Annotated in this window: 12 protein-coding genes; 8 read left to right on the forward strand and 4 right to left on the reverse strand. The window is 45.6% G+C overall.

Annotated elements, in window-relative coordinates:
- Positions 1-2 precede the first annotated feature (2 nt).
- A complete protein-coding gene (locus AC0VYG_RS23050) occupies positions 3-863 on the forward strand; it encodes an energy transducer TonB (protein ID WP_475430161.1) in 861 nt (286 codons plus the stop codon).
- 125 nt (positions 864-988) lie between these two features.
- Here the strand turns inward: AC0VYG_RS23050 and rpoH are convergent, their stop codons facing one another.
- The 4 genes from rpoH to ftsY all read right to left on the reverse strand — a co-directional run bounded on the left by rpoH (position 989) and on the right by ftsY (position 5,076).
- On the reverse strand, positions 989-1,855 hold the full coding sequence (rpoH, locus tag AC0VYG_RS23055; protein WP_475430162.1) for an RNA polymerase sigma factor RpoH: 867 nt from the start codon (positions 1,853-1,855) through the stop codon (positions 989-991).
- Positions 1,856-1,986: 131 nt separating this feature from the next.
- The gene (ftsX, locus tag AC0VYG_RS23060) at positions 1,987-2,991 is read right to left on the reverse strand and encodes a permease-like cell division protein FtsX (protein WP_475430163.1); all 1,005 of its coding nucleotides are present in this window, start codon (positions 2,989-2,991) and stop codon (positions 1,987-1,989) included.
- Positions 2,992-3,663 carry a cell division ATP-binding protein FtsE gene (ftsE, locus tag AC0VYG_RS23065; protein WP_475430164.1) on the reverse strand — a complete coding sequence of 224 codons (672 nt, stop codon included), beginning with the start codon at positions 3,661-3,663 and terminating at the stop codon, positions 2,992-2,994.
- 117 nt (positions 3,664-3,780) lie between these two features.
- Positions 3,781-5,076: a signal recognition particle-docking protein FtsY gene (gene ftsY / locus AC0VYG_RS23070; protein WP_475430165.1), complete on the reverse strand. Its 1,296-nt coding sequence runs from the start codon at positions 5,074-5,076 to the stop codon at positions 3,781-3,783.
- Positions 5,077-5,249: 173 nt separating this feature from the next.
- Between ftsY and AC0VYG_RS23075 the strand changes: the two genes are divergently transcribed.
- The 7 genes from AC0VYG_RS23075 to hemW all read left to right on the forward strand — a co-directional run bounded on the left by AC0VYG_RS23075 (position 5,250) and on the right by hemW (position 13,235).
- A complete protein-coding gene (locus tag AC0VYG_RS23075) occupies positions 5,250-6,566 on the forward strand; it encodes a peptidase M16 family protein (RefSeq protein WP_475430166.1) in 1,317 nt (438 codons plus the stop codon).
- Positions 6,563-7,168: a 16S rRNA (guanine(966)-N(2))-methyltransferase RsmD gene (rsmD, locus tag AC0VYG_RS23080; RefSeq protein WP_475430167.1), complete on the forward strand. Its 606-nt coding sequence runs from the start codon at positions 6,563-6,565 to the stop codon at positions 7,166-7,168. Before AC0VYG_RS23075 ends, rsmD begins: the two co-directional genes overlap by 4 nt.
- A gap of 324 nt (positions 7,169-7,492) precedes the next feature.
- Positions 7,493-9,379 carry a methyl-accepting chemotaxis protein gene (locus AC0VYG_RS23085; RefSeq protein ID WP_475430168.1) on the forward strand — a complete coding sequence of 629 codons (1,887 nt, stop codon included), beginning with the start codon at positions 7,493-7,495 and terminating at the stop codon, positions 9,377-9,379.
- Positions 9,380-9,587: 208 nt separating this feature from the next.
- Positions 9,588-10,745 carry a homoserine O-succinyltransferase MetX gene (metX, locus tag AC0VYG_RS23090; protein WP_475430169.1) on the forward strand — a complete coding sequence of 386 codons (1,158 nt, stop codon included), beginning with the start codon at positions 9,588-9,590 and terminating at the stop codon, positions 10,743-10,745.
- Between the two features lies 1 nt (position 10,746).
- Positions 10,747-11,337 (forward strand): methionine biosynthesis protein MetW, encoded by a 591-nt coding sequence (gene metW / locus AC0VYG_RS23095; RefSeq protein ID WP_475430170.1) that lies wholly within the window; start codon positions 10,747-10,749, stop codon positions 11,335-11,337.
- A 114-nt stretch (positions 11,338-11,451) separates the two neighbouring features.
- Entirely contained in the window at positions 11,452-12,060 is a 609-nt protein-coding gene (rdgB, locus tag AC0VYG_RS23100; protein WP_475430171.1) for an RdgB/HAM1 family non-canonical purine NTP pyrophosphatase, read from the forward strand.
- The gene (gene hemW / locus AC0VYG_RS23105; RefSeq protein WP_475430172.1) at positions 12,057-13,235 is read left to right on the forward strand and encodes a radical SAM family heme chaperone HemW; all 1,179 of its coding nucleotides are present in this window, start codon (positions 12,057-12,059) and stop codon (positions 13,233-13,235) included. The genes rdgB and hemW overlap by 4 nt, the downstream gene beginning before the upstream one ends.
- Positions 13,236-13,487 lie beyond the last annotated feature (252 nt).

Below are 13,487 nucleotides of genomic sequence, written 5' to 3' on the forward strand. Positions count from 1 at the left end.
TTGTGCGGGTTACTGATCGATTCCTAATCGCCTTATTCATCGCCATTAGCATTCATGTGCTTTTGGTGGTGGCGATTGGCTTTAATTTTTCATTACCCAGCATCAAACCCAAGACGTTAGAAGTGACCTTGGTTCGCCACTCTTCAAAAGCCCCAAAAGACGCTGACTTTATCGCCCAAGCGAATCAACAAGCCAGCGGAACAGAACTTCGCAAGCATAAATTGACCACCACGGAAACCGCTCAGTTTTTATCGGATAACATTCAAGATGTGACGCCACCTGTGCAACCTCAAATTGCCTCCCACAAACCATCCAATAAACAACAGCTGATCACAACACAAGACAAAGACTCAGTCTTTAAGGTCAAACCTCGGCCCGAAAAACGACAAAAAACACTCGAAGAACGCTTTCGGGGAGAAACACAAATACCCGACCACCTATCAAGCGATATTTCGACCCTAGAAGCCTTGCTAGACCGACAACGTCAAGCCTATGCCAAACGACCTCGCATTCGTCGCCTGACGTCCGTCTCTGCTAAATCCGCCGTCGATGCCAAGTATCTCGACGATTGGCGACGAAAAATTGAACGAGTGGGGAATAGTCATTACCCAGTGGAAGCCAAACGCAATCACCTCTATGGACAACTACGCTTAGCCGTCATGATCAAGCCAAATGGCTATGTAGACAGTATAGAAGTGCTGCATTCCTCAGGCATTCGTATCTTAGACGATGCCGCCATGCGCATTGTACGCCTTGCTGAACCATTTGAACCTTTCCCCAAGGCGCTAAAGAAAGAAGCTGATAAGCTAGAAATCATTCGTACTTGGCAGTTTTTACCGGGCGGCGAACTACAAAGTCGTTAATTTTCAGGTTCTTCAGGCACAAAAAAACCTCCGAAGAGGTTTTAGAATAAAGAAGGCAAAGGGATTGAAAAATTAACAACCAACGATTACCCAATCTATAGCGAAAGCGATGTGATTAGCCGCAATCAGTCAAACTGACCATCACCCATTGCCTGACGAATCTTTTTCATCGCATTCTTTTCTAACTGACGAATACGTTCTGCTGACACGCCATACTCATCAGCTAACTCATGCAGTGTCGACTTACCATCAGACAACCAACGCTGTACTAAAATATTACGGCTGCGCTCATCCAAATCAGACATGGCTAGCTCAAGACGGTTATTTGAATCCGCCTCCCAATTACCATTTTCAAGCATGGTAGCTGGATCGTAGCGATGATCTTCTAAGTACTGAGAGGGTGCTTGATAAGCCGCTTCATCATCGTCATCCGCTGAGGCATCAAAAGCCATATCAGATGAACTCAAACGACCTTCCATCTGGCGTACAACTTCTGGCGTTACCCCTAAATCGCTGGCAACAGACTCCACTTCCGAGTTACTAAACCAAGACAAGCTCTTCTTAGCACTACGAAGATTAAAGAACATCTTACGCTGGGCTTTAGTCGTCGCCACTTTGACAATGCGCCAGTTTTTCAAAATAAATTCGTGGATCTCAGCTTTAATCCAATGTACAGCAAAAGACACCAAGCGCACACCAACTTCTGGATTAAAGCGTTTTACCGCTTTCATCAAGCCGACGTTGCCTTCTTGGATTAAATCACCTTGCGCTAATCCGTAGCCTGAATAACTTTTTGCGATATGAACAACAAATCGTAAATGAGACATGACCAGCGTACGGGCTGCTTCTAAGTCCTCTTTATAATAAAGACGTTCCGCCAGCGCCTTTTCTTCATCGGCCGACAAAATTGGAATTGTGCTAACTGCCTGTATGTACGATTCAAGGTTCTGACCTGGAATCATCATATCTATAGGCTGCAGAGCTTTACCCATCTCTATTTCCACCTCTGTAGATTCATGCTTAATGTAGATTGATACTAGCAAGTTAATCTTGCTTATGTGTGACAAAAATGTGGATAAATATGCTTTTAAGTATAAATTTAAACCGACATTCCCTCAACTCTCTACAGCTCAATGTTGGCAATATGGCGGTTAACGGCTATCCATGCACCGCTTATGCCAACGAATGCACTAATAGTTAAACACAAAACGATCTCATCTGCATTAAATGTCTGCAGTTTAAAATGCGAACCATACAGTTCAATCAAACGCTCAGCAGGAGCGCTTACCCACCAGCTTAATATGAGAATGCACAGACTGGCAAAAAAGCCACCCAACACTCCAAACCACAACCCCATGTATAAAAAGGGTCGGCGAATATAACTGTCTGTGGCCCCAACCAACTTCATCACCAGCACTTCATCACGCCGACTCTCCACGGCCATACGAATGGTATTACCAACAATCAGTAGCACTGCCACAATCAACAATATTGATAACGCATAAGCCAAACGCTGCCCAAAACTCAAGATGTTAGCCAGGCGCTCCAACCATTGGGCGTCTAACACAGCATTTTGCACTTCTCCTTGTGCCGCTAATTGTTTACGTAATGTTTCTAATGCCGGTAAGGTTTGCTCAGATACCACTATTTTCGGGATGACCTTCAGCACAATCGGCAAAGGGTTCCCCTGTAAGGAGGACAACAGCTGAGTGTAGCCACTCCAACGCTCAAAGTCCCTCAAACCTTCTTCTTTTGATATATAGTCTACTGACGCCACATCCGGTCGTGCCGACAGTCGATGCGATAAAGCCAGTGCCTGGGTATCATCTACCTGTGGAAATAAATACAGGGTAATCGCCGATTGCTTATCCCAATTATTGGTAATCGATTGTACGTTCTTGAGGAGTACATACAAACTGCCAGGCAGTGTCAAAGCGATAGCAATCACCATCACCGTCATCACGCTTGCTAACGGGTAGTTCAACAAGCGCATTGAGCTTTCCGTCAGAGTGTTTTGATGCTGACGTAAATACAGTTTTAAACTAAACGAAGATCGTTTTGACCAACGATGCTTGGTGGCCTTAACCGACTGACGGGTGGCGCCACGGCGAGTGTTTTTTTGTGGCATTTAAGCAAACCCTCCATCGTTTACCATGCGTCCTTGGTTCAAGGTCAACACTCGATGACGCATTCGCGCCACCAGTGCCAAATCATGGCTAGCCACTAACACCGTCACACCGACGTTATTAAACTCTTGGAAAAGGTTCATAATTTCCGCCGATAATTTAGGGTCAAGGTTACCCGTTGGCTCGTCTGCAAGCAGTAATTGAGGTTTATTAACGACCGCACGAGCAATGCCAATTCGTTGCTGTTCACCGCCGGATAAAGCCATTGGATTGTATTTTTCTTTTCCCAACAATCCCACCTTATCCAACGCCGCACGAACCCGCTTGGCGGTTTGCTCAGGATCCGCTCCACTCACCTGTAAAGGCAGCGCTACATTGTGAAACACGCTACGATCAAACAACAGTTGGTGATTTTGAAAGACCACACCAACACGGCGACGATGATAAGGAATGGCTCGGCGACTCAAGGTGCGAAGATCCACGCCATCCACAAGAATTTGGCCCGATGTTTGACGCTCAATCATCATCATGAGTTTCATTAAAGTGCTTTTTCCCGCACCAGAATGACCAGTAAGAAACGCCATTTCACCCTGTCTTAAGTGAAAACTCACTTGTGACAATGCTTCTTGCCCGCTGTCATACTTTTTGCCAACTCGCTGAAATTCGATTTCCACGCTGTCAATATTTCCTTTTTCACCGTTACACTATGACCGCATACGCGACATTATGACCATAGAAGCGTCGCCACTACATAGTAAAGAAGTTATTCATTCTTGCTATCGTTTTCTCTCTTACTCACTATCAAATAAAGCGTCTACAAACTCTTGAGCAACAAAAGGACGTAAATCATCCACTTGCTCCCCGACACCGATATAACGAATCGGTAAACCAAACTGTTTGGCAATAGCAAAGATAATTCCACCTTTCGCTGTACCATCGAGCTTCGTTAAAGTAATCCCTGTCACACCGACCGCCTCGGTAAAAAGCTTCGCTTGGCTGAGCGCATTTTGCCCCGTGCCGGCATCCAATACCAACATCACTTCATGGGGTGCCCCGACATCCAATTTTTTCATCACACGAACCACTTTTGATAGTTCATTCATCAAATTGGCTTTGTTCTGCAAGCGACCAGCCGTATCGGCGATAACCACATCTACCCCTTTGGCTTTCGCCGATTCAATGGCATCGTAAATAACCGACGCCGAATCCGCTCCTGTATGTTGCGCCACGACAGGCACATTATTGCGTTCGCCCCAAACTTGCAACTGTTCTACCGCCGCGGCACGAAACGTATCACCAGCCGCTAACATCACACTTTTGCCTTCTGCTTGATATTTTTTCGTCAACTTACCAATGGTGGTGGTTTTACCAACCCCGTTCACGCCCACCATTAGAATAACAAAAGGGCCATCCTTTTTGGTCGGATCAAGTGCTTTTTGTGAGCCACTCAGAATATCGCTCATTTCGCCTTTTAAGCTGTTTAATAGAGCATTCGAATCTTTTAACTCTTTACGACTGTGCTTTTCCGTTAGACCATCAATCAAGGATTTCGTCGCATCAATCCCTACATCGGCAACCAATAATTGTGTTTCTAGCTCTTCTAACAGATCATCGTCGACTTTTTTACTGCCCACCAAAATAGAAGATAATCCGCCACCTAACCCTTGTCGGGTACGCGATAGTCCAGACTTAATACGCTGCGACCAAGAAAGCGTAGAAACCTTTTCCTCTTTTTCTGTTTGAAGAGGGGGCTGCTCTATTGCTTGCTCTTCTTCAACCGAAGCCACTACACTGGTTTGTTCATTCGAAGAGGACACGTCGGATTCTATACTGGCTTCACTTACCTGCTCATCAGTAGACGTTGTATGTACTGATGCTTCTGAGCTTGGTTCGGATACGGCTTCTGATTGTGTATCTGTACCCTTTTTTTGCTCAGATCGTTTTCTTGCACTCATTTGCCTTAGTACACGGCGGCGCACAACCACGGCAATAATCACCAATATTGTGCCAATAGCCATCGGAGCATAGCGGGCATACTCCCCCAAATACGGCGTTAAAAAAGCAATGAACTGATTAACAAATTCCATCAAATTAATCTCTTATATGTAGACTGATGCGGTTTGCACCAGTGAAGTGCTATTATTCATATAGAAGCCAGATAAGTTGGCCCTAGAAGCGGTGATTTTATCATCATTCCGATTAGCAAGCAGGTCTAGTTTTATGGAAAATTACCCAATATCTGTCTTTACAATGGTCCCTTATGTTTAACAGTCAAAAGCCTCTTTTCAGTAAACCCGTGCTGGCCGGCATTATGATTTTTTCCACCTTGGCCATTTGGGCTCTCAATTCCACCGCTCCCAAGCCAATAACTTATCCGAAAATGGCCATCGAAACATGGCAGACGGATTCAGGTATACCCGTCGTATGGCTCACTCAAGACGATTGGAAAGGCAGCAATAAACTCAACATTGCCCTGTCTTTCAACGCACCAGAGCATAATCTTGCGTTAACCGATGCGACTTTATCCATGATGCTCGATGACCCCTTACCTTTAATCAGCTCGACCATCAACCAACGTTTATCCCCCCTGACCGCCAGTGTCAGCAGTGGTTATAACCATGAAGGGCAGACGCTGTATATTACGGCCAATAGCACCTCCTCTTTTCTCAAACCGACTTTAAATATACTGACTCAGTGGCTAACACACCCCATGTTTAAGGCCCTGTCTTTTTATCGCTGGCAACGTATTAATGACCCAGATCTGTCCGCTTTGTTCACAATGCAACAAGCGCTGTTTCTTCCGGTCAGCCGCTCCACTGAAACACCCGCAGAGAAAAGCTATGCTCAATTAAAAAAGCAGGTAACCAGAGAACAAGTCACCGATTATTATCACCAACTCACCCAGCATGTTAGCCGTATTACCCTTGTTGGAAATATGGACAAAGCAACAAAGCAAGCCGTTATCGCAAGTTTGAATCGCATTACCCAGCATTTTCGGCGTACACCTTCTCTGTCTCCCCTGTCATTCAAGGTCAACCCCCATAGCCATGTCTTAGGCAAGGAAGAAGCACAGCAAGGCCTGACTCAACAAGGCATCGCCCTCAGGCCGCTTCGCTCAGTCCAAGATTGGATTAGCTTACAATTATGGGGAGCAAATATAATCGATACTCTTAACAAACAAAACACCACACAATATGCCCAACTCAATTTCATCTTATCGCCACGGCTCCCTTGGGCTTGGTGGCGAGTACAACATAGTCAAGAGACTAAGACACTTCCTCTTGCCCATATGAAGGATGCCATTAACACGGAAACACTTCCCTCTGTTACCGAGAACAAGCATTTTAAAACCCTGTTCACGTCTTTTCAGCAACAGCTTAACAAACGGTCTCACTCACCTGACTGGTGGATAAAAATGGCAACCGAAGTGACGCCACCTAACAGTGCATTGACGCCATCAGACTTTGCGAAACACTACCAAAATGCCATCGATACCTTCACGCAAAAAAACTATCAAGCAGCACTGAAATACCTATTTATTACCTCCTCTTATCAAGAAAATCAGGTTACACCATGAACAAAAAGCCCGGTAAAAAAACCACTAAGACCAGCCAAAAATCCACGGCAAAATTGCGCATTATTGCCGGTGAGTGGCGCTCCCGGCAGCTGCCTATTCCTGATATCGAAGGCTTGCGCCCTACGCCAGATCGCGTGCGTGAAACCTTATTTAATTGGATAAATCATTTCGTCCCTGGCGCACAATGCGCGGACCTATTTTGTGGCTCTGGTGCCCTCGGTCTAGAAGCCCTGTCACGGGGTGCTAAAAGCACGCTGTTTGTGGACAATTCAAAGGTGGTGATACGGCAAATGCAAGTCAACCTAGACACCTTGAAAGCTCAGAACGCAAAGGTTATTCAACAGAACACTAAAGACTTTTTAATGGAAGCGACTCCCATACCGATGGATTTGATCTTTCTAGACCCTCCTTTCCGGAAAGACTGGATGTCGCAGATTGTGCCTCTCTTGGACAAAGGCTGGCTGGCAGATCACGCGATGGTGTACATTGAAATGGAAAAAGAAGCCACACTGCCACCCTTACCCGATCATTGGACGCTACTAAAAGAAAAAGCCGCTGGGCAATTAGTTTACCGTTTATTCGACATCAATAAGCACCATTAACCAGTACCATAGATCAACGATAACACACGGCATTCTTAATGATTTTATCGAGCCTCAGGACATCATGGCAGCAGGTCATGAAGTACTGAGGTTATAATCAGGAAGTATTCGCCCTTCCATCAATAGGTTTAATGACCTCATTGTCTGTGCAATGCCCCCTATCAGTGCAACCTTACACAACCTCATCCACGATTCTTTTTATCAATAACACATAACACAACGTGCACAAAACTTGCATAAACAAAGTATCGTTTCTTAACTAAACCGACGACACCGCTCAGTCAAAGAGCAATCCGTCGATTCATTGCTATATGGAAGGACACTATGCTTAGCAACCTCACGTTCCGCACCAAATTACTTTTGTTGCTCATCACTGTTATTTTCGGCTTTGCCATTGTGACCTTTGTGGCCATGCAAGGTTCAGCATCCCAAAACGCCGCCAACGAGCACTTAAGAACCTTGTCGAAAATACAACACTCGAACGATGCACTGAGCATCAATATGCTGGAAATCGCCGATCAACTTCGCGATTTAGACGATAAACGCTACCCAGATTACCTCTCAACCCTTAATCAACAGATCAAAGAAAACAATAAGGTTATCCAAACCAATATTGAACGCAGTCAATCTTCCGAGCTGAAGGCCATTTTAAAAAGCACACAGACAGACCTTAACCACTATAGCAGTGCTCTGCTCAACCTTGCCAAAAAACGTCATATTATAGGCTTTGATGCAAACTCTGGCTTGCGCGGTAAAATTGATCAAATGGGGAGCAAAATCGCGCAAGACATTCACTCCTTGAGCTTATTACGCCGTGAGTTCACCAATGTGCGTAGAGCCGAAGCCAGCTACTTATTCGGCCCCTCCCAAGAATATCTCGACCAGTTCAACACAAGTTATGATCGACTCAATACTCGTTTTAACAACTTTGGCTTTGAAGACACGTATGGCAAAGAGGCTCAGGTCTATCATGATGCCGTTATTCAATACGGTAAAGAATACGCCTCTCTAGATGCTGCCGATAGCGCCTTCTCTAAACAAAAAGCCCAATTTAATAAGAGCCAACTCGCGACCGCCAAGCTCATTAAGAACATTGTTCTTAATGCAGAAGAAAATGCCAAGCGACATTCGCAGCAAGCCAACATCAGCTTATGGATAGTCAGCATAGTGGTCCCACTCATCGTGGCATTATTGATCATGAGCATAGGCCGCAACGTTCGTAACATATTAAAACGTATTATGAACGATTTAATTAAAATAAAAGCGGGTGACATGACGGCCAAGTCAGTTGTCAACGAACGTCGTAATGATGAATTTGATTCACTCAGCTTCTCTTTAAACGAAATGACACAGGGCCTTGATCATGTATTGAAAGAAGTGGTCAACACCACCGATACCGTCAACGACATGGCAACAGACATCAGTGGCACAATAGGGGAAATAGCCAACAGTAATCGGGGAATTAATAACAGAACCCAATCTCTCGCCAGCGCCACAGACGACATTTCCAAGCGCATTACCCAACTTTCAACCACCACAGATACGCTACGCACCCACTCCAGTGAAACCTATGAATCGGCAAAAATGGGCTCGCAAACCATACGAATGGTACTCGACAACCTGAAGACCACCATCAACGTGGTCAATTCCACAGGCGACCAACTGAACGAATTAGGACGTTTATCGAACAATATCGATAATGTTATCGGCATGATTAACGATCTTGCGAGCCAAACTAACTTATTAGCCTTAAATGCGGCGATAGAAGCGGCTCGCGCTGGTGAAGCAGGAAGAGGCTTCGCCGTCGTGTCGGATGAAGTTCGTTCCCTAGCGGAAAAAACCGTGGATGCGACCGCTAAGATCACCGATATTGTTAATGTTATCCAGACCTCTACCCAAGGTGCTATTTCTACCATGGCAAGCGGTCAAGACAGCTTAAAAGTCATTGAGGAAAACGGCAGCAAAGCGGAAACGGCCATTCATACCATCGAATCCAAAGCCCTAACCAGCTCCCAATCGGCCGACTCAATGGCCTCAGACATTCAGGATGTCGCCAGCACGGCAATTCAAATGAGCACCGAGATGGATACCATTGCTCAGCAACTCAGCCATGATACAGGCTCCATTGAGACCCTCGCAGACAAAACGCAAAGCATTAAAACGTCTGCAGCGGAATTATCCAACAAAACGAAGGTCTTTACGTTGAGTTAAACAGGTACTTTAAGCAAAGCCAGCAGGTACCTAAAAACACCGCTTCGATGACAAATGTCCAGCACCACTTATCATAGAAGCGGTTTTTCATCACACTCTCTTGATGGGGCTGGCGTCAACCGCTAGACTGTTGCTCCATTATTCATAAGATGAATCCCCCTATTTTCACGGGACGTCGATTTATTTCACTAGGACAAATATAAAGCCTATGCCGGACACTCTTCCAGCCAACTCCGTTGGCGTAGTTGTGCCACAAATCGCGCAATTCGATACTCCGCTGACGCTTTCTTGCGGCCAAACCTTATCCAGCTATCAATTAGTTTATGAAACGTATGGCGAACTAAACCAACAGGCATCTAATGCCATTTTGATCTGCCATGCATTAAGTGGCGATCACCATGCTGCTGGCTACCATGATATGTCAGACAAAAAACCTGGTTGGTGGGATTCTGCCATTGGCCCAGGCAAAGCCATTGATACTAAACAATTTTTTGTTGTGAGCTTAAACAACCTTGGAGGCTGTTGTGGCAGTACAGGCCCCACCTCAATTAATCCTGAGACCAATCAGATATGGGGCGCGCATTTCCCCATTGTCACCGTAGAAGATTGGGTGGAAAGCCAAGCCCGCTTAGCAGATCGGTTGGGAATACACACCTTCGCTGCTATCGTGGGTGGCAGTTTAGGTGGGATGCAGGTACTAGAATGGAGCATCCGTTTTCCTGATCGGTTAAAAGCCGCCGCCATCATCGCGTCCGCCCCCAAACTCTCGACACAAAACATTGCTTTTAACGAAGTCGCCCGTCAATCCATTCGTCGTGATCCTGAATTTCACGATGGCAACTACCTTGATCAAGAGACAATTCCCACCAATGGCCTTGGATTGGCCCGCATGCTGGGTCACATTACCTATTTGTCCGATGATGCCATGGGGGCCAAGTTTGGTCGGCAAATGCGCCATGATGCTTACCAGTATAACTACGACATTGAATTCGAAGTAGAAAGCTATCTGCGTTACCAAGGCGAGGCCTTTACCAAGCGTTTCGATGCCAATACCTACATGTTAATGACAAAAGCACTCGACTACTTTGACCCAGCCGCCCAAACCAATGGCGATTTAGCCGCCGTATTGAGTCGAGCTCAGTGCGAATTTTTACTCGTGTCCTTCACCACGGATTGGCGCTTTGCCCCAGAACGCAGCGAAGAAATTGTCAATGCCTTAGTCAAAGCGGGTAAACATGTTTCCTATGCCAAAATCGAAGCAGATGGAGGGCACGACGCGTTTTTATTCCCCATTCCTCGATACATGAATGCGCTCAGCAGTTTTTTGACGCGAGTCGCCAAGCGCTTAACAATGGAGGGCAAATAAGATGCGTTCTGATTTAGAGATGATCGATGAATGGATTCAGCCCAATACCCGTGTACTGGACTTAGGCTGTGGCCCTGGTGAATTATTACAACACCTAATTGGTGATAAGCAGGTACACGGCTATGGTCTGGAGATTGATCCAGATAACCTGAATATCTGTATCGAAAAAGGGATTCCCGTATTGGAGCAAAATATCGACGAAGGCCTACATAACTTTGAGGATCAAAGTTTTGATCTCGTCGTTATGACCCATGCCTTGCAACAATTTCGTCGCCCTGATTTACTCCTTGACGAAATGTTACGCATTGGCAAAGAATGCATCATTACCTTCCCAAATTTCGGTCATTGGCGTAACCGTATCCATCTTGGCCTCAAAGGGCGAATGCCAGTCTCTGATTTCTTACCCTATAATTGGTACGATACGCCCAACATACACTTTTGTACATTTCATGATTTTGAACGTCTTTGTCATGAGAAAAACATCAAAATTCTGCGCTGGGCGGCGGTGGATGGGCAACTAAAAGATCACTGGTGGATTCGCTCCATGCCCAATATCTTTAGTGAAACCGCCGTTTTTCATGTTAGTCGCTAATAAGCCAATGCACTAGGTTAAAGGCGGCATTAAGTCGCCTTTTTTATCCAAAACACATCGACAAGCTTAGCCGTCGAGAAACCTAAGCCGTCATTTTACCTAAGGGGAACCAGGATGAGTCAAACCATCGTCTTAGCCAGCAACAACACAGGCAAGATCAAAGAATTTAATGCCCTGCTTAGCCATGTGGGTTTCGACGTAAAACCGCAGAGCGAATTTAATGTACAAGATGCCGATGAAACAGGGTTAAGCTTTATCGAAAATGCCATTTTAAAAGCACGACATGCGTGTGTTCATACCGGGCTACCCGCCTTAGCAGACGACTCTGGCATTGAAGTAGATTATCTAAAGGGCGCACCAGGTATCTATTCTGCGCGCTTTGCTGGGGATCATGGCAACAGCGCAGCCAACAATGCGTTATTACTCAAAAAGCTTGAGGGAGTGCCTGACTTTGAGCGAACGGCACGCTTTCACTGCGTATTAGCCTACCTAAGACACAAGGATGATCCAACCCCCTTGGTGTTTCACGGTATTTGGGAAGGACGCATTGTCACCGACCCAGAAGGCCAAGAAGGTTTTGGCTACGATCCTTTATTCTATGTACCTGAATGTGGCTGCAGTGCCGCAAGTCTTCCGAAAGAGATTAAAAACCAAATCAGCCATCGAGCCAAAGCGCTAAAGCAGCTGCTCTCGGCTTTTCAAGAGATGCCAACCCGCTTATGAGCCAACTCACGACCCCCTTGCCGCCACTGAGTCTCTACATACACTTACCCTGGTGTGTACGCAAATGCCCTTATTGCGATTTTAACTCACATCAGGCCGATCGTTTTGGGCAAGACGGTAAGTTGCCAGAGCAAGCCTATCTAAAACAATTATTAGCCGATTTGGACGCCGATTTACCCTATGTAGCAGGACGCACCATTCAAACGGCCTTTATTGGTGGTGGCACCCCCAGTTTGATGAGCGAAGATTTTTACTATCACTTAATGGATGCCTTAAGAGACAAGCTCTCTTGGGCAGACAACGCCGAAATCACCATGGAAGCGAACCCTGGCACTTTTGAGCAAGAAAAGTTTCGCCATTTTCGTCAAGCAGGCATCAACCGTCTTTCAATTGGCATACAAAGCTTTCAACCAAACCTGTTGAAAACCCTAGGAAGAATCCACAACCGTGAAGAAGCCATTCAGGCTGTGGATAAGTCCCGTCTAGCCGGGTTCGATAATATCAACTTGGATTTGATGCACGGTTTGCCTGACCAAAGTCTGGAAATGGCCATGGATGACCTTTCGTTAGCCATACAATTAGATCCCGAGCATCTTTCTTGGTATCAGCTCACCATCGAACCCAATACAGAGTTTTATCGTCGTCCGCCCACTCTCCCTGAGGACAATACCCTTTGGGGCATTCAAGATGCAGGACAGGCCAAATTGGACAAGCATGGTTATAGCCAATATGAGGTGTCAGCAAACGCCAAAACCAATTATCAAGCTCGACACAATGTCAATTATTGGCGTTTTGGGGATTATTTGGGCATCGGAGCGGGTGCCCATGGCAAGCTAACGTTAAGTAATGGTCAAATATTTCGTACACGAAAGACTCGACACCCAAATCACTATCTGAACACCTTGCCAGAGACTTTAGTCATTAAAGAGGCCATTGAACAAGAAGACCGGCCGCTCGAATTTATGATGAACCGCCTACGCTTATTTGAAGCCTTCGATTTGCAGGAATATCAACACTATTGCGATCAATCTATCCCTGAAAGCCTGACCAAAGCCTGTGAAATCGCCGTAAAAAAAGGCTTTTTACATGAAAAGGACTGGCAGCAACGTCGTATCCAGACCACCGAAAAAGGCAAACTTTTTCTCAACGAATTCCTCGAACTCTTCTTACCTTAAAAGCGCCTTTTTGTCATATTAGTTTGACATCTAAGTAAATTCATGTAAATCTTAGCCGCATATCTAGGTGGACAACAATTGCTCCACCTAATTGTTTGGAAAGAGTATTTTATCCGCTCTTCACTGTCGCATTAATCGAAAAGCAAACTGCTATAGGCCTTTGCCATCAAAGCAAAGGGGAAAATAGAACCGTTCTTGTCGCATAAAGAACAAATCATTCCGACTATTTGTCTAACATTACAGTGTTAAACA

The sequence above is a fragment of the Marinomonas sp. 63XJN7_7_ISO-PGPR-S23-202 genome (assembly GCF_056173505.1).